Origin of the sequence: Comamonas sp. UBA7840, from assembly GCF_002501455.1 — a bacterium.
GTDB lineage: Bacteria > Pseudomonadota > Gammaproteobacteria > Burkholderiales > Burkholderiaceae_C > Comamonas > Comamonas jiangduensis.
This window is the reverse complement of record NZ_DLTI01000023.1, coordinates 63584-83936: the sequence shown is the minus strand read 5'-3', so window position 1 is coordinate 83936 and position 20353 is coordinate 63584. Positions and strand designations below refer to the sequence as shown.

Here is a 20353-nt window from a genome sequence, read left to right as displayed (position 1 = left end):
AGGAAGACATGGAACTCTTCCGCATCCGTAAAGATATTCCGTTCATGAAATATGCGTTGATTCTCAACGCGATTTCCATCATCACTTTTGTGCTGGCCGTGTTCTTCCTTGTCACCAAGGGCTTGCACCTGTCGGTGGAGTTCACGGGTGGCACGGTCATGGAAGTGGCCTATAGCCAGCCTGCAGACTTGGAGAAGGTGCGTAAAACCATCCAGGACAAGGGCTACAGCGATGTGACGGTGCAAAACTTTGGCACCGCCCGCGATGTGATGATTCGCATGCCCGTGCAGCAAGGCGTGACCTCGGCACAGCAAAGCGAGAATGTGCTGCAGGCACTGAAGGCGGCGGACCCTGAAGTGACCTTGCGCCGTACCGAGTTCGTCGGCCCTTCCGTGGGTGAAGAGTTGGTGACCAATGGTTTGCTGGCACTGGCCGTGGTGATGGCTGGCATCATCATCTACTTGGCATTTCGCTTTGAATGGAAGTTCGGCGTGGCCGCAGCTTTTGCCAACTTCCACGACGTGGTCATCATTCTGGGTTTCTTCGCATTCTTCCAGTGGGAGTTCTCGCTGCCCGTCCTGGCCGGGGTGCTGGCAGTGCTGGGCTATTCGGTGAACGAATCGGTGGTGGTGTTTGACCGTATCCGCGAAACCTTCCGCAAGCAGCGCAAGATGGATACCAAAACCGTCATCAACCACGCCATCACTTCCACGATGAGCCGCACGATCATTACCCATGCATCTACGGAAGCGATGGTGCTGGCCATGTTCTTCTTTGGTGGCCCTAGCTTGCATTACTTCTCGCTGGCGCTCACGATTGGCATCGTGTTTGGTATTTACTCGTCCATCTTCGTGGGCGCGGCCATTGTGATGTGGCTGGGCGTCAAGCGCGAGGATTTGGTCAAGGCTCCGAACAAAACGGAGCATGACCCGAACGATCCGAACTCAGGCGCTGTGGTGTAAACCTTCGCTGCTATGAAAAAAAAAGGCACCACAAGGTGTCTTTTTTTCATGGTTGCCTAAAAATATCAGGCTTGCCCCGTGCGCTGGTATAGCCCTCCGGGCAGGCGCCCGACATGGCCTTCCAGCTCCAACTCCAGCAGTTGGGCTTGCACATCGGCAGCACTCCAGCCGGTGCGGTCGCTCAATATTTCCACGTGCACCGGGTCATAGCCCATGGCTTGCAGCAGCGGGTGTTCTGCTAGCCCTGCTGTCGATTCACCGCCCGCACTCTGTGCATCCGGCGTGTAGTCACTGAACTCTTCCAAGATGTCTTGGGCAGACTCCACCAGCTTGGCGCCTTGCCGAATGAGCGCATGGCAGCCACGCGCCTGGGGGCTGTGGATAGAGCCAGGAATGGCAAAGACTTCGCGCCCTTGCTCTGAAGCGGTGCGCGCCGTAATCAGTGATCCGGAAGCCAATGCTGCCTCGACCACCAGCGTGCCACGCGTGAGGCCTGAGATGATGCGGTTGCGTTTGGGGAAGTTGCTGGCAATTGGCGGGGTGCCCAGGGGGAATTCACTGATCACCAAGCCTTGCTGGGCCAGTCGGTGCGCCAGTTGCTTGTGCGCGCGTGGGTAGACACGATCCACGCCTGTGCCGATGACCGCAACGGTGGGTAATACCGAACTGCCGGCCGCCAAACCACCTTCATGGGCCGCAGCATCAATGCCCAGCGCCATGCCAGATACCACGGTCCAGCCTTGGCAGGCAAGGTGCCGGGCGAATTCAAAGGCGTTGTCCGCGCCTTGCGGGGTGGGATTGCGCGAGCCCACGATGGCCAGACTGCGTTGCCAGTCGAGCAACGCACAGGCTTGGTTCAGCCAGCGTGGAGCCCCCAGCACATACAGCATGAGGGGTGGATCTGGGGTATGCAGCAAGCCCTCGGGATAGCGTGGATCGCCCAGTGTGACCAGTGCATGGGCGACTTCTTGTGTGCCGGCGTTCAGCCACTGCCACGTGGTCTCGAAGGCCTGTTCAAAGCCTTCGGGGGGATGGCGCAGCTGGGCGGCTTGGGCCCCGCTGACACAGGCCAGTAGTTCGGTGGCGCAGGCTTCAAAAATCGCGGAAGCCGAACCAAAGTGCGCCAGCAGGCGCCGAGCAGCCGCATTCCCTATGCTGGGCGTGAGGGACAGGCGCAACCATGCCTGCAGTTCTGCGCGTTCCCAAGGCGCAATAGCTGCACGCATGGTGGCTTAGCGAGGGTTGCTCAACCGATCGCCTACCTGGACGCCCCGCTGAATGTCCATGATCAGTGCATAGGAAACGCGATCAAAGCTGCGGAACACCATGGCCAGCCCGTTCTCTTCGTCCGGCAACTTCACGGTGGGGCGCCGCGGGTCTGTTTTGTCCTTGATCGTCCGGCCTTGGGTCATCAAGGACAACACCATGCCTGGCGCCATGCCATCTTTGCTGCCTCGGTTGATGGACACGATCTGGTGCTGGGTGCCGTAGCGTACGGCGGTGCTGCCGTATATCGACACCACATGGGCCGTGACGTCTGTTTGCGGCGCATGGGGCACAAAGTTGACATATTGCCGGGGGGGCTCTGGCACCAGTCGGTCGCCGGGTTGCAGCTCCTCTTTGGTCTTGGTGATCGTGATGGTGGCGGGTAAATTGATGGGATTGGGGTTGTCGGCGCTAGGTGCTGCCGGCGTTTCGCCGCGCTCCAGCGTCGCTTGGCCCAGGTATTGGGCTTCGTAGCCCAGCACTTCGCGGGTGATGGGGTCGTGCAGTGCCACGGCCTGGCGGAACACGCGGTAGTCACGCGATGCGTCGGCCTGCCGCAGCAGCGGTGCCGCAGCGGGTGCGCGCACATAGGCACGGTCACCGGGTGCGCGCAGCATGCGGTCATCATCGCCCGCAATAATGCGTGGAGCGTTGGCCAGCGTGTTGTTGTCTACCACCAAAGGCTCGCTCAGAAAAGCCTCAATGATGTGCATTTGCAAGGTCGGCAAGGCCTGGTCAGACAGGCTTTCGCTGCGCACCTGCGGGGATAGTTTGACCGTGGGCGTACCGCCGTGGCGGGCCGTGCGCAGGCGTGCAAAGCCCCCGCTTTTTTCCAGGTACAGCACTTGGCCGGGATAAATCAGGTGCGGGTTGGCAATCGCCTGCAGATTCATGCCCCACAACTCCGGCCAGCGCCAGGGTTGACGCAGAAAAAGCCCTGAAATGCGCCACAAGGTATCCCCGCGCTGCACTGTGTAGCTGTCAGGCGCGGTTGCGCTCAGCGCAGACAGCGGCACCCCTTGTTGCGCGACTTGCTGGGCTGTCGCACGCTGCCCAGCGGTGATGGGATAGTTTTGGGCGTGTGCTGTGCTGACAACTCCGCACAGCAAAGCGCCTATAGCCCATGCACAAGTGGTGGCGTTTCCCTTCATGTTTTTCCCTCTCTGATACAGGCTCGGTGCGCTGTCTTGTGTCGATAAAACTCTGTGGATTCTGATTCCAAGGCCTTGATTGGGCAATGCGTATCGCTAACTTAGGCTGCGCCAATGGGTGAAAGTGGCGAAAATAGCGACATATTTCCCAAAATTTGCCATGGCCTTACTTCCTATTCTTTGCTTTCCCGACCCTCGCCTGCACAAGGTGGCCAAGCCTGTGGAACAGGTGGATGACCGCATTCGCCAGCAGATTGAGGATATGTTCGAGACCATGTACGACGCCCAGGGCATCGGACTGGCTGCCACGCAAGTGGACTTCCATGAACGCCTGATCGTCATTGATGTGTCGCAAGACCGCGATCAAAAGCTGGTGTTGATCAATCCAGAAATCCTCTGGGCCAGCGAGGAAAAGCAGGTGGGTGAAGAGGGCTGCTTGTCCGTACCCGGCATTTATGACGGTGTGGAGCGCTCGACGTCCGTCAAAGTCAGGGCCCTGGATGAAAACGGCAACAGCCGTGAAATTGAGGCAGAAGGCTTGCTGGCGGTTTGCATTCAGCACGAGATGGACCACCTGCTGGGCAAGGTGTTTGTGGAATACCTCTCGCCCCTCAAGCGCAACCGCATCAAGACCAAGATGATCAAGATGCAAAAAGAGGCCGCACGCTGATGTTGCGCCGCCCAGTGCTTGCAGTGTGGGGGCGCTGGGCAGCCGTGGCTGCGGCGTCTCTGGCTTTGACGGCTTGCATGGTGCCGCAGTGGCAAAAGCCCGGCACCCCCGTGTCGGCCATTGTTGCAGGCATTGGGCAGCCGCATGTCAAAGTGCCACTCGAAGGGGGCGGTGAGCGCTGGGTATACAGCCGCCAGCCAGCGGGCCAGCAGGTTTATCACATGGTGTTCGATGCGCAGCAGCGCTTGCAATCCGTCGAGCAAGTGCTGGATGAAGCGCATTTCCAGCGCCTGCGCCCGGGGCATGACAACCGCGAAAGCGTGCATCGTTACTTTGGCAAGCCTGCGCTGGTGGAGGGCGTGGGCAACTTCAAAGGCGATATCTGGACCTACCGTATCCAGCAAAATGGCATCGATCGGCAAGCCCACGTTTTTATCGACCCGCAAGGGGTGGTGCAGCGCATCATGTTTACTGACGAGCCTCGGCTGGACGACGATCGGGGCCGTTGATGCGACGATAGCGCATCTGGCTGCAGCGCACTGCGCTGCGTAGGCCGAAGCTGTCACTGCCCAGCCAATGGCAGTCTTTCCCTCGGATGGAAACCATGAGAGTTATTTTTGCGGGCACGCCCGACTTTGCGCGTGTAGCCTTGGAACGTCTGCTGCAAGCAGGTTTTGAAGTACCGCTGGTGCTGACCCAGCCAGACCGCCCTGCGGGCCGTGGCATGAAACTGCAGGCCTCCCCGGTCAAGCAATGTGCCCTGGAGCACGGCATTCGTGTGGAGCAGCCTTTGAGCCTGCGCCTGGATGGCAAATACCCCGAAGATGCCGCGGCGGCCCGCCAGGCGCTGCGAGATGCGCGTGCCGACGTGATGGTGGTGGCCGCGTATGGCTTGATCCTGCCGCAGTGGGTGCTGGATGTGCCCCCCAAGGGCTGCTTGAACATCCATGCCTCGCTCTTGCCGCGCTGGCGCGGCGCGGCGCCGATTCACCGTGCGATTGAGGCCGGTGATGCCGAAACCGGCGTCACCATCATGCAGATGGATGCGGGCCTAGACACCGGCGATATGTGCCTGTTGGAGCGCCTGCCCATTACCGCTGCCGACACCACGGCCAGCCTGCACGACAAGCTGGCCGATTTGGGCGGCCGCATGATTGTGCAAGCGCTGGAGATGAGCGCGGGCACAGGCTTGCCGCGCACGCCCCAGCCTGCTGAAGGCGTCACCTATGCGCACAAAATTGAAAAAGCCGAGAGCTGGATGGATTGGTCGCTGAGGGCCGAGCAGCTGGATCGCCGCCTACGCGCGTTCAACCCCTTCCCCGGCGGCGCCACGCAGCTGGGCGACGAAGTCATCAAGCTGTGGACGGCAGTGCCCCTGGCGTACACCGGCACCGCCCAGCCTGGCACGGTGCTGGCCGCAGATGCCGAGGGCGTGCTGGTGGCGTGTGGAGAGGGGGCGCTGCGCTTGACCCAACTGCAGCGTGCAGGCGGCAAACGCCTGGCAGCAGGGGATTTCTTGCGCGGGTTTGAGCTGCCGGCAGGTGCGGTCCTGGCATCCCCTACGCAGGGCTGAGGCATGAACGCTCGCGCTTTGCAGCGCCGTGCCTTGGGCATTGCGCAAGAACCTGCCTTCAAAGAAGGTATCCGGGCCTTGCTGGCCCCCATGCTGGGCGTGGGCGCCTGGGGGCTGGTGACCGGTGTGGCCATGGTCAAAGCGGGCATGTCGGTGCCGCTGGCCATTTTCATGTCGCTCACTGTGTATGCCGGCAGCGCACAACTGGCTATCTTGCCGCTGCTGATGGTGGGCGCGCCGCTGTGGGTGGTGTGGTTTACCGCCGCCTGCGTGAACCTGCGCTTTGTGATTTTGAGCAGCATGTGGCGCGCCTACTTTGGCCACTTGCGCCTGGCGCACCGCATGACGCTGGGCTACTTCAGCGGCGACATCATCTTTGTCGCGTTCATGCAGCGCTTTCCCACGGCGGAGAAAAAGCCAGAGCAACTGCCCTATTTCTGGGGCGCGGCCCTGGCCAACTGGGTGTTTTGGCAAGTGGCATCGATTGCCGGTATTTTGCTGGCCAACGTGATCCCGCTGGAATGGGGGCTGGGCTTTGCGGGGGTGCTGGCCTTGCTCGGTGTGCTGTACGCCATGCTCAAAGACAGGGCCACCTGGGTGGCTTGTGCGGTGGCCAGCGGCGCGGCCATTGCCACGTTTGCGCTGCCGCTGAAGATGAATATTTTGGTGGCGATTGCGGCTGCGGTGACGGTGGGCCTGCTGATGGAAGCGGCCGAGCAACGCGCCGCGCGCTTGCGGCCCCAGCCTGTCATTCGCCCGCCCGACCCGAGCAAGGGTGAAAAGCACCCGGTACTGCCCTTGCCAGAGCGCGCCAACGAGAAGGAGACCTCATGACTGCAGACCTCGCCGGTATCTGGCCGTGGGTGGCCAGCGTGGGGCTGGCGATCGTGACGCTGATTACCCGCTCATTTTTCATGATTCCCGAGCGCGAAGTCCCCATGCCTGAATGGTTCAAGCGGGGCCTCAAGTACGCGCCGTTGGCTGCGCTGGCCGCGGTGATCGCACCGGAGGTGCTGATGAGCCACGGAGCCCTGATTACCTCGCTGGCCGATGCGCGCCTGCCCGCCGCACTCTGTGCCACGCTGTATTACTTTTGCAAGCGCGGCATTTTGGGCACCATCGTGGTCGGCATGCTGGTGTATTTGCCGCTGCACATTGGACTGGGCTGGTAAACCTGTAAAAAACAGAAGCAGCTCGCGCTTGTCCTGCAATGGTTTTGGTATGTTTTACAGCTAAAACGTTGGTAAAACGAGCGCAAGCTGCTATTTTTTCAGGAATTCTTTTCGGCGGCCCGCTCGGCATAGCGCGTAAAGCGCAGGGCCCGGCCTTCTTCGCGAATGCGCCGCCAGACGGCACGTTTGGCATACGGGCTCAGGCTCAGCCATTGCTGCACTTCGGCAAAGGTGCGGCCACAGCCTTTGCAGTGACTGTCACCTTGGCTGGTCGAACAAATCGCAATACACGGCGTATCGGGCGTGGTGTCGTACCAGCGCAGCCAGGCTTGCAGCGCAGCATCGGGCAGGGCGTGCGCGGCGATGTGGGTGCGCTGCTCCATAATCATGTGGGCATACACCTCGGCCAGGTGGGCCGTGGCCGGCGCCAACGTCCCACCTGCGCCCGCAGGGCTGCGATCCCGCCAGTAGTTGATGGCGGCCTCCAGATCCGTGATGTGAATGCTTTGCATGACGGCTACAGCGTACGCCAGGCACAGGTCGGCCGCTGGCGGCATCCGCAAAATCCACATGCACATTTGTGCCCACGGGACTTTGACTTGTGTTTAAATCGCATCCTTCAAAGGGGAGTAGCTCCCCGTCTGGGTACGCAATTCGGCCATACCCAGGCGGATTGGCAAGTCGTCAGTACGAAACCATGGTTTCCGGCTTGTCAGGTGAGATTCAATATGAATCTTGCGGGCAAGACCTTTGGGCGACTGATTACAGGTGGTCACCCAAAGAAGCTCCCAAAGTATGCAGGCTTGCCCTGCATCACTGAACGACTTCCCCCCGGTGCCCATTGGTCAATAACCGCTGCATGGCGCGCAGTTGCGCGTGTGTTCTCTTCTACTGAGGTTTTTATATGGATTTGGATTTCCTGACCCATGCCCCGTTCTGGATTGCACTGGGGCAAATCATCATCATCGACATCTTGCTGGGTGGCGATAACGCGGTCGTGATCGCGCTGGCCTGCCGCAAGCTGCCGCCTGCGCAGCGTGCCAAGGGCATCATCTACGGCACCGCCGGTGCCATCGTGCTGCGCGTGATTTTGATTGCGTTCGCCATGGTGCTGCTGCAGCTGCCGTTCCTGAAGATCGTGGGCGCGCTGCTGCTGGTGTGGATCGGTATGAAGCTGATCGCGCCGGAAGAAGAGAGCCACGACAACATCCAGGGCAGCGACAAGCTGTTTGCGGCCATCAAGACCATCATCGTGGCGGACTTGGTGATGTCGGTGGACAACGTGATTGCCATCGCTGGCGCAGCCCAAAGCTCGGGCGAGCACCAGCTGCTGCTGATCATTTTGGGCTTGTTGATCTCCATCCCGATCATCGTCTGGGGCTCACAGCTGGTGATCAAGCTGATGGAGCGCTTCCCGATGATCATTGTGGCCGGCGGCATGCTGCTGGGCTGGATTGCTGGCGGCATGCTCATCACCGACCCGCTGTTCGTGAACCCCGACCAGTGGACCTGGGCACCCAAGCTGCTGGCCTATGACGCAGAAACCAAGATGGCCATCTTCAATGCGTCGATGCCTATCTACTGGGTGGCCCACGTCGGCGGTGCGTTGCTGGTGCTGGCGATTGGCAAGCTGGCAGCTGCCAAGCAGAAAAAGCCGGAAACTGCCCACTAAGCAGGCATTGGCACCTGGTGTGCCAATGCTTGGCCCTGCTGCTGGATAGGCGCAGGAACTAACCGTTCTTGTTGCCAGTCTCAGCAGGGTATTGAGGGGTGGGCATTGCGCTCCATCTGTTCGACTATCTAGGAAAGACGCCGTGGAAACCATCATCGTGTACGTGGACGACGCCGATTACGCCCAATTGCTGCTGCAAACCGCCGTGCAGGCGCCCCATGCCAGCCAAGCGCACTGGGTGTTGGTCGGCTGCGCCCCGCGCATCACCCATCGCGTCAGTCGGTTTGTGAGCAATCGCTCGCGTGAGAATTGGCGCAACAAATGGGCCGATCGCTTGTTTCAAGACTGCGTACCTGTGCTGCATGCGCATGGCGTGCAAGTTACCACCGTGTTGGCGCGTGGCCCGCTGCCTGAGCTGCTGCAGACCTTGCAAGCGCAGTACGGTGCGCAATCCCAAGTGGTGGATATGCGCCGCCCCAAACTGCAGACCCCAGACGCTGCGGCGCCCGTGGCGCCATCCCCGCTGCACAAGCTGGCTGGCACCCTGGCCGGTATTGGCGCGCTGTGGACAGTGCTGATTGGTGAAACTTTAGCCGCCTAAGCCTTATGGGTAGAGCGCTGATTGCTAGATAAAAGGGAGCTTTAAGCTCCCTTTTTTTGTTGCATGAACCTATGCTGGGTGCGTGGGCGGTACTAGTGGCAGTGTGATCCAGTGGCTTCGGTGCCTTGGCTGCCTGCTATGCTGGCTGCCATGAAACTCTTACTGAAATGGTTGCTGAGTGCGGGTGCCTTGCTGCTGGTCGCCGCCGTGTTCAGTGGTGTCCAGGTGCAAAGCTATGGCTCTGCCTTGCTGGCGGTGGTGGTCATCAGTTTGCTCAACACCCTGGTGCGCCCCCTCTTGGTGGTGCTGACCTTGCCGGTCACCGTGGTCACCGTGGGCCTGTTCCTCTTTGTGATCAATGGATTGATGCTCTGGGCCGCCTCAGGGCTGTTGGGCGGCTTGCATGTGAGCGGCTTTTGGGCCGCAGTGTGGGGCGCTATCCTTTATTCGCTGCTGGGCATGGCGATCGAGTCACTTCTCGCGCGCCTGTTCCCGTAACAACGCCTCTACCGCGCGCAGGCGCGTATCCACAATCGAGGCTTCAATGTGGTCGCCTTGGCCACGGCGCGCCAAGTCTTGCGCGGCTTTAAAGCGATCGATGGCAGCGGCATAGTCGTAATGCGCCACATGGGCTTCTGCTTCTGCGCGCACGGCGCGCAAGCCCTGGTTCTGTACCTGCCACGCCTGTGCCAGCAGGCGCCATGCCGTGGCATCGTTGGGCTGGTCCACCACCCACGACTGCAGGCGGTCGGAGACTTTGCTGGCTTGGCCCGTGGCAATCAACGCTTGGCTACCCAGCACCAGCGTGGGCCGTGGCTGCGGGCCGCGCAAATCGGCAATGCCGAGCAACTGCAGCGCGGCTTGCGGCTGCTGGGCGGCCAGCTCTAGCTCCGCACCCAACCAGCGCACTTGCTGCTTGGCGGCTGCATCGCCCTGCGCCTGTACGTGGGTAGACAGCTGGTTCCATACCTTGCGCGCATCGGCCAGGTTTTTCAGCTCCATCTGGCTCAACGTGGCCACATAGAGTTGTGCCGCCTGGTCATTGGCGTTGAGCTGGGCAAACCCCGGTGCTTGGGGCAGTTGCGTCCACTGGCGCAGCGTGTCAATCCCGGGGCGGCTCAGCACACGAGCGCGGCCCGCCATCATGGCGTGCTCCATGGTGGGTACCGGGGGCTGTGTGTGGCCGTGCGGCACGCGGGTTTGCATGTCGGCCATACGCTCTGTGGTCAGCGGGTGGCTGCGCAGGTAGGGCCAGCTGCCGTTGTCATTCAGGCGGCTGGCGTGTTGCAGCTTTTCAAACATGCTCACGGCCCCTTGGGGTGCGAACCCTGCTGGCGCCAGCAGGCTGTAGCCGATGCGGTCGGCCTCGCGCTCCATGCTGCGTGAAAAGCCCAGCTGGTTTTGAATGGCCGCCGCTTGCCCGCCAACGATCATTGCGTTCGCCGCGTCCGGGCTTTTGCTGGCTGCCAATGCGCCCAGCACCATACCTGCAATCAAGAGCGGCATGTTCTTTTTCTCTTCACCAAACATGCGCGCAATGTGGCGCTGCGTGACGTGGGTCAACTCGTGAGCCATGACGGTGGCTAACTCATCGCTGCTGGATACCGCACCGATCAGCCCCAGATGCACGCCCAGATAACCACCGGGCAGCGCAAACGCGTTGATGCTTTTATCGCGCCCCAGCAGTACCTGCCAGGCAAAGCGCTCTTGCAGCTCCGCAGACAAATCACCGCGCGCCTTGGAGGCCTGGACCAGGGGTTGCCAGATACCCATCACATAGGCGTGCAGCTGTGGGTCGTCAATGTAGTCTGGGTCGCGGTACAGCGAGCGAATGATGCGGTCGCCCAAGCGGCGCTCTTCGCTGGTGGTCAGATCGGCCCCATCCCCCATGCTGGGCAGCGCAATTTGCGCTTGCGCAGGCGCTGCGTGCCACATAGGAACACCCAAGGCCAGCACCAGTACGCTGGAGCGAAGAACAGGGGCAGCAAGGCGCAGCAGTGCAGAAGTCATGGGCAAGCAAAAGGCACAAGGCCGTCTGAGGCAAGAGGAGCCTCTTATGATGCCTGCATTGCGCCAGTGTTCCCAGCTTTACATGCATCTAACCGCATCGGCCAGGATATGGCAGACCCTTTAGCCCTGAATATGTCGAAGACCATGAGCGAAAACCACCTCCCCAATGACGGCCTGACCCACTTTGACGCCCACGGCCAGGCCCATATGGTGGATGTGGGCGGCAAGGCGCCAACACACCGCGTGGCCGTGGCAGAAGGCCGCATCGTTATGCAGCCAGCCACGCTGGAAATCATTAAAAAGGGAACCGCCAAAAAAGGCGATGTGCTGGGCGTGGCGCGCATCGCCGGCATCTTGGCCGCCAAGCAAACCAGTAACCTGATCCCGCTGTGCCACCCCCTGGCATTAACGCGTGTGGCGGTGAATTTTGAAGTGCTTCCCGCTGAGAACGCCGTGCGCTGTGAAGCTACCGTGGAGCTGCATGGCAAGACCGGTGTGGAAATGGAAGCGCTCACCGCAGTCCAGATCAGCCTTTTGACCATTTATGACATGTGCAAGGCGGTAGATAAGGGGATGGTGATGGAGGGAGTTAAAGTTGTGGAGAAACAGGGTGGCAAATCAGGGTTCTGGAGTATTGAGACTCCCAAACACCTCTGAAATAACGAGCTGTATCTGGTGGCTGGTTATCTGAATTTTTTATTCAAATCCACCGACCGGTGCATAACCAATAACATTGGCTTGCGCATCCAACAGAACTACCCAGCTATCCAAATTACGTGCGCTGACCAGAGGAACAAAGAAAACATTGTCCATGGGCATACCAACTTCTTGGAGTGATTGCTCAAGTTTCCTCTTAACTTTTACGCTAGAGCGTTGATGCAATTTGCCAGCTGGATGCATCCGTTGTTGGAGGATTCTTCTGCCTTTTTCGTAGCTTTGCCACCAGTCAGGGCGTGTAGAAGGTTCGAATCCAGACAAAGATAATTCAATGCTGTTTAAGTATTCAGTATTATTAATTGGTTCGCGGATAGAAATAAACTGTGGTTTGGTGAAGAATGAATGACGCCATGCTTTATTTTCTTTTGACAACAAATTAATCGCAATTTCATTTGGCGTAATCACTCTAAAACGGTCTACTTCGTAAACGATGAAAACTGGTCGAACTTGGGCCAAAATCCACAAGCCATAGCCTAGCGCAGCGAACTGAATAATAGTGACGATGCTTGCATCCAACAGCCTCTCCTTGAAGGATTTATTCTTGTTCCAAACAACAAGGGTTAAAAAAGGCCCGGAAAGAAGGTAAGTTGCAATAATCAATATTAATAAGCCAGATATTTCTAGCAAATCAAAGAATGGCGATGGAAACCAAAAGTACGCAACAAATAAAATAATAAAAGCGATGGAAACTATGGAAAAAAATAGATGAATGAGTGCTGTACTTATACGACTACCAATTTGATTAAAAATCACTTGCATAAATTAAAAAAAGGTGCATAGCACCTTTTTTTGGGGAATCGTATTATTACGCGCCTGCAATCGCAGCGGCTGTTACAAAACGGCAGTTAGCAGGAACAAACTTAAAGACAGCAGTCGCGCGAACACCGCAGCCCCATACCACAGGAGACCCAGGAAGGAGAAGGCCACTAGGTGTTGCAGTGTTAGTTACAGTACCAGAGCCAGGAGTAAGAACCAAAACTGGGGCGGTACCTGCAGCAGCAGCTTGAAATGCACCTGCGACTTGACCAGCATAGGTAATACCAATGACACCTTCACCAGCGACAGGCGCCGCAACGTTTGCAATTCCAACAATTGAAATACGGGTGACATTGGTGCCCGCGGTGTATTCATACCCATAAGCCGCAGTATTAGCAGCTACAGCGGCCTGCGCGCCAACACCAGCATAAGGTGCAACAGCGCCAGAGGCAGTGTTTGCAAAAGTTTCAGCAACGGCAGTCTTCGCCGCAGTTGCCAGACTCAGACCTTCAGTCACACGTGCACGCACGGTGTAGTCCTGATAAGCAGGCAACGCCACCGCAGCCAAAATACCAATAATCGCCACCACGATCATCAGTTCGATCAGGGTAAAACCCTTTTGCATCGTACGCTTCATAAAAAAGCTCCTTGGAGTGAAGAAAAAGAAAATTACGCCTTCTAGAGAGCAATCGGCGTGCCAGCCCCGTCCTACAGCGCAAACGTCAAAGTCTGCAAAATTTGCTTGCAAATTGACGATGAATGTCACTTTTGCCGCCGTGCTGCGTGTCAAAAGGTGACGTTTTTGTCATCTGCAGTGCGGCGGCTAGGTTTTGCTGCATAAAGTGTAGCTTTGCGCGCTGGATTTGCCGGTGATTTAGCGCAAAAATTTGGCGAAAACGTTCTCTATCCAACGCAAGCTGCTCTTGTTTTTAAAGAGCAACGTTCGCGCTGTGGCTGGGGGCTACTCAGCTTGGTGCGCGAGGTAGTCGGGGGGAGCGAGAAGCACGCGGTTCGCGAATGCTGTAGCAAAAGGGCGCCAACGGCGCCCTGGGTGGTGTTCCCAGCGCTTAGGCGCTGGCGTGCGATTGGCGGGTTTGCATCCACTTGCCAACGGCCACCACCAGCGTGGCACCTGCAGCGGCGGCAGCGTAATGCAGCCAAGGGTGGGCCATGGTGTAGCCGTGCAGCAGGTTGTCGTTGACGATGGTTTCACCGCCGACCCAGCCGATCAGCGCCGCGCCCAGGGTGATGATGACCGGGAAGCGCTCCATGAGCTTGATCATCAGGGTGGAGCCAAAGATCACCAGTGGAATGCTGATGGCCAGCCCGAGGATCAGCAGCACCATATTGCCTTGGGCGGTCGCGGCTACGGCAATCACGTTGTCCAGGCTCATGACGAGGTCGGCAATCAAGATGGTGCGAATGGCGGCGAACATGGAGCCATGGCCCTTGGATTCACCTTCGCCGTCTTCTTCACCGGTCAGCAACTGGTAGCCGATCCACAGCAGCAGGCAGCCGCCCACGACTTGCAGGAACGACAGCTCCAGCAGCTTGGCGGCCACAATCGTCAACACAATGCGTAGCACCACCGCAGCGCCAGAGCCAAACATGATGGCTTGCTTTTGCTGCGCGGGGGGCAGCGAGCGCGCTGCGAGGGCGATGACGACGGCGTTGTCGCCAGAGAGAATGATGTTGATCCAGACGATCTTCACCAAGCCGATCCAGAAATCGGCACTGTTCAAAAACTCCATATTTACTCCACTGTTATGAATGGAAAACGCCAGCCGGTTCGCACAGGCTGGCGCATCCTTTTTTGGGGAGTGGGCAGTTTACGCCTGGCGATTGACCAGAGCGTGCGTAATTTTGCGTAACGACGTAAAGCGCGCAGACGCAAGCCCCAAAGAAAAAGGCCGCCCCGAGCGGATCGGTGCGGCCTCTTGGCGGTCAGGTCAGCGTGTGCTGCGGGCTTACTTCTTCAGCAAACCTTGCAGCAGGCGGCCCATTTCGGAGGGGTTGCGGGTGATGGTGAAACCGCACTCTTCCATGATGGCCAGCTTGGCGTCGGCCGTGTCGGCGCCGCCGGAGATCAGCGCGCCGGCGTGGCCCATGCGCTTGCCGGGAGGCGCAGTCACGCCAGCGATGAAGCCGACGATAGGCTTGGTCATATTGGCCTTGCACCACATGGCAGCTTCGGCTTCGTCGGGGCCGCCGATTTCACCGATCATGATGACTGCGTCGGTGTCTGGGTCGTCGTTGAAAGCGCGCATCACATCGATGTGCTTCAGGCCATTGATGGGGTCACCACCAATACCGACAGCCGACGACTGGCCAATGCCCAGTTCGGTCAGCTGAGCCACGGCTTCGTAAGTCAGCGTGCCGGAGCGCGAGACCACGCCGATGCGGCCCTTTTTGTGGATGTGACCGGGCATGATGCCGATCTTGATTTCGTCAGGCGTGATCAAGCCGGGGCAGTTGGGGCCCAGCAGCAAAGTCTTCTTGCCGCCAGCGGCTTCCTTGGCCTTCATCTTGTTGCGCACTTCCAGCATGTCGCGCACTGGGATGCCTTCGGTGATGCAAATCGCCAGATCCAGGTCGGCTTCTACGGCTTCCCAGATGGCGGCAGCAGCGCCTGCTGGGGGCACGTAGATCACGGAAACGGTGGCGCCGGTTTCTTTGGCGGCGTCTTTGACGGAACCAAAAATTGGGATGTCAAAAATGCGCTCGCCCGCCTTCTTGGGGTTCACGCCGGCCACGAAGCAGTTCTTGCCGTTCGCGTATTCCTGGCACTTTTCAGTGTGGAACTGACCGGTCTTGCCGGTAATGCCCTGGGTGATGACCTTGGTGTCTTTGTTGATAAAGATCGACATGTTTTTATCTCCGGGGCGTATTACTTAACGGCGGCAACGATTTTTTCCGCTGCTTCGGCCATGGTGTCGGCAGCGATGATGGGCAGACCAGAATCCTTGAGGATTTGTTTGCCCAGTTCTTCGTTGGTGCCCTTCATGCGCACGACCAGTGGCACGCTCAGGTTCACGGCCTTGCAAGCGGTGACCACGCCGTTGGCGATGGTGTCGCACTTCATGATGCCGCCGAAGATGTTGACCAAGATGCCCTTGACTTCAGGGTTCTTGAGCATGATCTTGAAGGCTTCAGTGACCTTCTCGGCCGTTGCGCCGCCGCCCACGTCCAAGAAGTTGGCAGGCTCGCCGCCGAACAGCTTGATGGTGTCCATGGTGGCCATGGCCAAGCCAGCACCGTTGACCAGGCAGCCAATGTTGCCGTCCAGCGAAATGTAGGCCAGATCGAACTTGGAGGCTTCCACTTCTGCAGCGTCTTCTTCGTCCAGATCGCGGAAGGCCACGATTTCTGGGTGACGGAACAGGGCGTTCGGGTCAAAGTTGAACTTCGCGTCCAGCGCCATCAGGTCGCCCTTGGAGTCGCAGTTCAGGGGGTTGATTTCCACCAGCGACGCGTCGGTGTCCATGTAGCACTTGTAGATCTTGGCGAAGATGTCTACGGCTTGGTCGATGGACTTGCCTTCCAGACCGATGGCCGCGGCCACCTTGCGCGATTGCGCTTCGGTGATGCCGGTCAGCGGGTCGATCATCTCGGTGATGATCTTCTCGGGGGTGGAATGGGCCACTTCCTCGATGTCCATGCCGCCTTCGCTCGAAGCGATCAGGGCCACCTTCTGGGTAGCGCGGTCGGTCACCAGGGACACATACAGTTCGTTCTTGATGTCGGCGCCGTCTTCGATGTACAGGCGGCGCACTTTTTGGCCTTCGGGGCCAGTCTGGTGTGTGACCAGCTGCATGCCCAGAATTTGTTCGGCCAGTGCTTTGACGTCGTCGATGGACTTGGCCACCTTCACGCCGCCGCCCTTGCCGCGGCCACCAGCATGGATTTGCGCCTTCACCACCCACACGGGGCCGCCAAGCTTTTGTGCTGCCTCTACAGCTTCTTGGACGGTGAATGCCGGAATGCCACGGGGGACGGGCACGCCGAATTGACGCAAGATTTCCTTGCCTTGGTATTCATGAATCTTCATGAGTCTTGTCTCTCTGAAACGGAGGGAGAAATGCCCGTTTTCCTGCTGCCTAAACATGCGGAGCCGGGCTCGTATGACATGGCAATCGAAGAATGTACCATGGTGCAATGCAACCAAAAAGTGCTTTGTCCAGTGGGATCTACGTATGTTTGTACGTAAGTCATCACGTAGAAAGCAGGGCTCGTCAACAGTGAAAAATCAGGGTTAACCCGCATATTCCCGGCGCAAAGAATTTTTTTTGCCTGCAGTGTCGGCGCAGCAGCGACAATCCGTTTTTTTGATGGCGCCGCAGCACGCGGCACAGATACAGATATGCGCCAAGGGGCGCGGGAGCATTGAGTAATGTCCAAAGTCTTTATTGATGGCGAAGCCGGCACCACGGGTCTGCAGATTCGTGACCGCTTGCAGGGTATGGCTGGCGTGGAGCTGGTCAGCATTGCGCCCGAGCTGCGCAAAGACCCGGCCGCCAAGCGCGCGCTAATCGCCGACGTGGACTTGGTGATTCTGTGTCTGCACGACGATGCGGCCCAGGAAACGGCCGCCCTGGTGGACAGCATCACCGCCGAGACCGGCCGCGCCATCAAGATCATCGACGCTTCGACCGCGCACCGCGTGGCCCCGGGCTGGGTCTATGGTTTCCCCGAGCTGTGCCAAGGCCAGCTGGACGCCGTGAAAACGGCCACCCGCGTGTCCAACCCCGGCTGCTACGCCACGGGCGCGATTGCGCTGCTGCGCCCGCTGGTGGATGCGGGCTTGATCCCGGCGGACTACGGCCTGAGTCTGCCTTCCGTGTCCGGCTACAGCGGTGGTGGCCGCAGCATGATTGAGGCCTATGAGGCGGGCGGCGCTGCGCCCTACGAAGCCTACGCGCTGGGCCTGTCACACAAGCACATCCCCGAAATCCTGCGCTACACCGGCCTGACCCGCCGCCCCGTGTTTATCCCCGCCGTGGGCAATTACGCCCAGGGCATGCTGGTGCAGTTGCCCCTGCATTTGGATTTGCTGCCCGGCGCGCCCAAGGCCGCCGACCTGCACGACGCCCTGGCCAGCCACTACGCCCAGACCAACACCCCGGCCAACTGGGTCAAGGTGCTGCCGCCCACGGCCGACAACAAGTTGGCCGCCGACACGCTGGCGGGCACCAACCAGCTGGAGCTGCGCGTGTTTGCCAATGAGCAATACCGCCAGGCCGTGCTGATTGCGCGTCTGGACAATCTGGGCAAGGGCGCCAGCGGCGCCGCAGTACAGAATTTGCAGCTGATGCTGGGTTTGTAAACTGCGCGTCTGCCCTGTGTGCAAAGCGGCCTGCGGGCCGCTTTTTTACGAATGTGCGCCTTGAAAAAACATAGCTGGCTGCGCTTGTGTGGCTTGGTTTATGGGTGGATAACGCATTGAAGCCGTTGTTTATCCAGCGCGGGCAGCTACTTTTTTTACTACTTTGGTTGAATGCATGTCTGACCCCATCCCTGCTTCTGCTGGCGCTGCTTCGGCGGCGCCCATTTCAGCCACACCGGCTGCCGTACAGCGCGCCACCTTGGTGGGGTTGGTGGCCGTGCTGTGCTGGAGTGCCACCGTCGGCCTGATGCGCTCGGTGGCTGAGGCGCTGGGTGCCCTGGGTGGCGCGGCGGTGCTCTACAGCGTCAGCGCGGTTTTAGTGCTGCTGGTCCAAGGGCTGCCCACGCGTGCGCAGCTGCGCAGCATCTCGCGCGTGTATCTGGTGGTGTGCGGGCTGCTGTTTGCGTGCTATGAGATCTGCCTGTCGGTCGCGATTGGGCTGGCGCATGACCGCCCCCAGTCCATGGAGCTGGGCATGATCAACTACCTCTGGCCCTGCCTGACGATTGTGCTGGCCGTGTTGTGCCGCCAGCAGCACGCACGCTGGTGGCTGTGGCCCGGCGTGGCACTGTGCCTGTGGGGCCTGGTGCTGGTGGTGGGCGCTGATGGCAATGCGGCGGCGGGGGCTGCTGCGCCGTGGTGGTACAGCTTTGTCGCGCACATGGCCGCCAACCCGCTGGCCTACGCCCTGGCCTTTGGCGCGGCACTGATGTGGCCCACTTATTCGGTGCTGGCGCGCATGCACGGCGGCGGGTTCAACGGCGTGGGTTTGTTTTTGCTGCTCACGGCGGCGCTGCTGTGGGTGCAGTGGCTGGCGCTGGACACCGTGCCCATGCGCTGGAGCTGGGGCACCGCAGCGCAGGTGCTGGCCATTGGTGCGCTGACCGCGCTGGGCTACGGCTGCTGGGAGCACGGCATTCAGCGCGGCAATTTGGCGGTGATGGCAGCGGGCTCGTATTTCACGCCCGTGCTGTCTTCGCTGTGGGCCAGCGTGTGGCTGGCGGTGCAGCCGGGCCTGCCGTTTTGGCAGGGCGTGGTCTTGGTCACGTCGGGTTCTTTGGTCTGCTGGGCCGCAACGCGCAGCCGCTCATAATCTGCGCTACATGGTCGCACGGGGGCTGTCTGCATGGATCTGAAAAACGTGATGGATTTGGACTGGAGCCACACCAGCACCGCCTTGCTGACCGCCTTGGGCATGGGCTTGATGATTGGTGTGGTGCGCGAGCGCACCCAGCCGCCCCATCTGTTGCCTGCGGGGACACGCACGCACGCGCTGGTGGCGTTGCTGGGCTGTATCAGCTGGCAGCTGGGCGTGCCGGTGTTCATTGCCGCACTGGTGGCGATGGCGGCGCTGACGCTGGCTGCCTATCTGCTCAGCGCCAAGGACGACCCCGGCATGACCGGAGAGGTGGCCGTGCTCATGGTGATGGTGTTGGGTGGCTTGGCGGCCAAAGAGCCCGCTCTGGCTGCCACCTTGGGCGTGGTGGTGGCGATTTTGTTGCAGGCCAAGGCGCCGCTGCAAAAAATCAGCCGCGAATGGATCAGTGAAAAAGAAATTCAAGACGCCCTGCTGCTGGGCGCTGCCGCGCTGGTGGTGATGCCTTTGCTCCCCAGCGAAGCCATCGACCCCTGGGGCGCCGTGAGCCCCATGATGGTGTGGCGCATTGTGGTGCTGGTGATGGCGGTGGGCATGGTGGGCCACTTTGCCCAGCGCATTCTGGGTGCGCGCTGGGGGCTGGCGATTGCCGGGTTTTGTGCGGGTTTTGCGTCTTCGACAGCGGCGGTCACCAGCTTGGGGCAGCAAGCCCAAGCGGACCAGCGCCTGACCCTGCCGTGCGCGGCTGCGGCACTGCTGGCCAATTTGGCCTCACTGCTGCTGTTTGTGGCCGTGGTTGCCACGGTGTCGCCCGCCTTGTTGCAAGCGGTGCAATGGGGCTTTGCCGGGGCCGTGCTGGGCTTGCTGGCGGTGACGGCGGTGCTGCTGACCAAGGCGCATTCCCATCCCCATGCCGATGCCTCGTATGTGCAGGCGTCCGAAAAATCCGGGGCTTTCAAACTGACGCATGCCTTGCTCATTGCCAGCTTGATTGCCGGCGTGTCGTTGCTGGCAGCGTGGCTGGGGCACAGGTTTGGGCAGACCGGCGCACTGGCGGCGGCGGTGATGGTGGCGCTGGCCGAAGTGCATGCCGCTGCCGCAGGGGTGGCGCAATTGTTTGTCAACGGCAGCATGCAAGTGGAGGTGGCGCGCTGGGGCATTGGGGCCGTGCTGGCGGCCAGTTGCATCAGCAAAGGCGTTTTTGCCTTGGTGAGCGGGGGCTGGCGCTATGGCGGTTGGGTGGCCTGTGGTTTGCTGGTGATGGTGGCCTGCGGCAGCCTGGGTTTGCTGGCTGGCTGAGTGTGCAGTGGTGCTTGGGAGGCTG

General features: G+C 59.9%; 22 protein-coding genes. 13 read left to right on the top strand and 9 right to left on the bottom strand.

Annotated elements, in window-relative coordinates; genetic code table 11:
- Nucleotides 1-8 precede the first annotated feature (8 nt).
- Nucleotides 9-962: a protein translocase subunit SecF gene (secF, locus tag B3R00_RS08435; protein WP_286998629.1), complete on the top strand. Its 954-nt coding sequence runs from the start codon at nt 9-11 to the stop codon at nt 960-962.
- A 65-nt stretch (nt 963-1027) separates the two neighbouring features.
- Here the strand turns inward: secF and dprA are convergent, their stop codons facing one another.
- Together dprA and B3R00_RS08425 are read right to left on the bottom strand one after the other, a co-directional pair.
- On the bottom strand, nt 1028-2188 hold the full coding sequence (dprA, locus tag B3R00_RS08430) for a DNA-processing protein DprA (RefSeq protein WP_286998628.1): 1161 nt from the start codon (nt 2186-2188) through the stop codon (nt 1028-1030).
- Nucleotides 2189-2194: 6 nt separating this feature from the next.
- A complete protein-coding gene (locus B3R00_RS08425; RefSeq protein ID WP_286998627.1) occupies nt 2195-3379 on the bottom strand; it encodes a LysM peptidoglycan-binding domain-containing protein in 1185 nt (394 codons plus the stop codon).
- Nucleotides 3380-3539: 160 nt separating this feature from the next.
- Between B3R00_RS08425 and def the strand changes: the two genes are divergently transcribed.
- The 5 genes from def to B3R00_RS08400 all read left to right on the top strand — a co-directional run bounded on the left by def (nt 3540) and on the right by B3R00_RS08400 (nt 6794).
- Nucleotides 3540-4049 (top strand): peptide deformylase, encoded by a 510-nt coding sequence (def, locus tag B3R00_RS08420; protein WP_286998626.1) that lies wholly within the window; start codon nt 3540-3542, stop codon nt 4047-4049.
- The gene (locus B3R00_RS08415) at nt 4049-4558 is read left to right on the top strand and encodes a hypothetical protein (RefSeq protein WP_286998625.1); all 510 of its coding nucleotides are present in this window, start codon (nt 4049-4051) and stop codon (nt 4556-4558) included. Before def ends, B3R00_RS08415 begins: the two co-directional genes overlap by 1 nt.
- A 95-nt stretch (nt 4559-4653) precedes the next feature.
- Nucleotides 4654-5622, top strand: a complete 969-nt coding sequence (gene fmt, locus B3R00_RS08410) for a methionyl-tRNA formyltransferase (RefSeq protein WP_286998624.1) — start codon at nt 4654-4656, stop codon at nt 5620-5622.
- 3 nt (nt 5623-5625) lie between these two features.
- Entirely contained in the window at nt 5626-6456 is an 831-nt protein-coding gene (locus B3R00_RS08405; RefSeq protein WP_286998623.1) for an AzlC family ABC transporter permease, read from the top strand.
- On the top strand, nt 6453-6794 hold the full coding sequence (locus tag B3R00_RS08400) for an AzlD domain-containing protein (RefSeq protein ID WP_286998622.1): 342 nt from the start codon (nt 6453-6455) through the stop codon (nt 6792-6794). The genes B3R00_RS08405 and B3R00_RS08400 overlap by 4 nt, the downstream gene beginning before the upstream one ends.
- Nucleotides 6795-6892: 98 nt before the next feature.
- On the opposite strand, the gene B3R00_RS08395 is transcribed toward B3R00_RS08400, so the two are convergent.
- Complete coding sequence (locus tag B3R00_RS08395) at nt 6893-7306, bottom strand: DUF3717 domain-containing protein (protein ID WP_286998621.1); 414 nt, start codon at nt 7304-7306, stop codon at nt 6893-6895.
- Nucleotides 7307-7698: 392 nt separating this feature from the next.
- Between B3R00_RS08395 and B3R00_RS08390 the strand changes: the two genes are divergently transcribed.
- The 3 genes from B3R00_RS08390 (at nt 7699) to B3R00_RS08380 (ending at nt 9565) form a co-directional block, all read left to right on the top strand.
- Entirely contained in the window at nt 7699-8466 is a 768-nt protein-coding gene (locus B3R00_RS08390) for a TerC family protein (RefSeq protein WP_286998620.1), read from the top strand.
- Between the two features lie 142 nt (nt 8467-8608).
- Nucleotides 8609-9067, top strand: coding sequence for a universal stress protein (locus tag B3R00_RS08385; RefSeq protein WP_286998619.1), 459 nt, complete (start codon nt 8609-8611; stop codon nt 9065-9067).
- A gap of 150 nt (nt 9068-9217) precedes the next feature.
- Nucleotides 9218-9565: a phage holin family protein gene (locus tag B3R00_RS08380; protein ID WP_174863282.1), complete on the top strand. Its 348-nt coding sequence runs from the start codon at nt 9218-9220 to the stop codon at nt 9563-9565.
- On the opposite strand, the gene B3R00_RS08375 is transcribed toward B3R00_RS08380, so the two are convergent.
- A complete protein-coding gene (locus B3R00_RS08375; RefSeq protein ID WP_376747649.1) occupies nt 9539-11077 on the bottom strand; it encodes a M48 family metalloprotease in 1539 nt (512 codons plus the stop codon). The genes B3R00_RS08380 and B3R00_RS08375 overlap by 27 nt on opposite strands.
- Nucleotides 11078-11221: 144 nt before the next feature.
- Here B3R00_RS08375 and moaC point away from each other — a divergent pair, with 144 nt between their 5' ends.
- Entirely contained in the window at nt 11222-11734 is a 513-nt protein-coding gene (gene moaC / locus B3R00_RS08370; protein ID WP_286998618.1) for a cyclic pyranopterin monophosphate synthase MoaC, read from the top strand.
- A gap of 39 nt (nt 11735-11773) precedes the next feature.
- On the opposite strand, the gene B3R00_RS08365 is transcribed toward moaC, so the two are convergent.
- The 5 genes from B3R00_RS08365 to sucC form a co-directional block, all read right to left on the bottom strand.
- Nucleotides 11774-12553 (bottom strand): hypothetical protein, encoded by a 780-nt coding sequence (locus B3R00_RS08365; RefSeq protein ID WP_286998617.1) that lies wholly within the window; start codon nt 12551-12553, stop codon nt 11774-11776.
- A gap of 46 nt (nt 12554-12599) precedes the next feature.
- The gene (locus tag B3R00_RS08360) at nt 12600-13316 is read right to left on the bottom strand and encodes a pilin (RefSeq protein WP_376747650.1); all 717 of its coding nucleotides are present in this window, start codon (nt 13314-13316) and stop codon (nt 12600-12602) included.
- Nucleotides 13317-13617: 301 nt separating this feature from the next.
- The gene (locus B3R00_RS08355) at nt 13618-14301 is read right to left on the bottom strand and encodes a TerC family protein (protein WP_286998615.1); all 684 of its coding nucleotides are present in this window, start codon (nt 14299-14301) and stop codon (nt 13618-13620) included.
- 216 nt (nt 14302-14517) lie between these two features.
- Entirely contained in the window at nt 14518-15417 is a 900-nt protein-coding gene (sucD, locus tag B3R00_RS08350) for a succinate--CoA ligase subunit alpha (protein WP_174863286.1), read from the bottom strand.
- Nucleotides 15418-15437: 20 nt separating this feature from the next.
- Entirely contained in the window at nt 15438-16598 is a 1161-nt protein-coding gene (sucC, locus tag B3R00_RS08345) for an ADP-forming succinate--CoA ligase subunit beta (RefSeq protein WP_219163223.1), read from the bottom strand.
- A gap of 342 nt (nt 16599-16940) precedes the next feature.
- On the opposite strand from sucC, the gene argC reads away from it, so the two are divergent.
- From argC to B3R00_RS08330, 3 genes are all read left to right on the top strand, one after another.
- On the top strand, nt 16941-17873 hold the full coding sequence (gene argC / locus B3R00_RS08340) for an N-acetyl-gamma-glutamyl-phosphate reductase (RefSeq protein WP_286998613.1): 933 nt from the start codon (nt 16941-16943) through the stop codon (nt 17871-17873).
- 175 nt (nt 17874-18048) lie between these two features.
- Nucleotides 18049-19026 carry an aromatic amino acid DMT transporter YddG gene (gene yddG, locus B3R00_RS08335; protein WP_286998612.1) on the top strand — a complete coding sequence of 326 codons (978 nt, stop codon included), beginning with the start codon at nt 18049-18051 and terminating at the stop codon, nt 19024-19026.
- Nucleotides 19027-19059: 33 nt separating this feature from the next.
- Nucleotides 19060-20328: an MgtC/SapB family protein gene (locus tag B3R00_RS08330; RefSeq protein ID WP_286998611.1), complete on the top strand. Its 1269-nt coding sequence runs from the start codon at nt 19060-19062 to the stop codon at nt 20326-20328.
- The last annotated feature ends 25 nt before the right edge of the window (nt 20329-20353 follow it).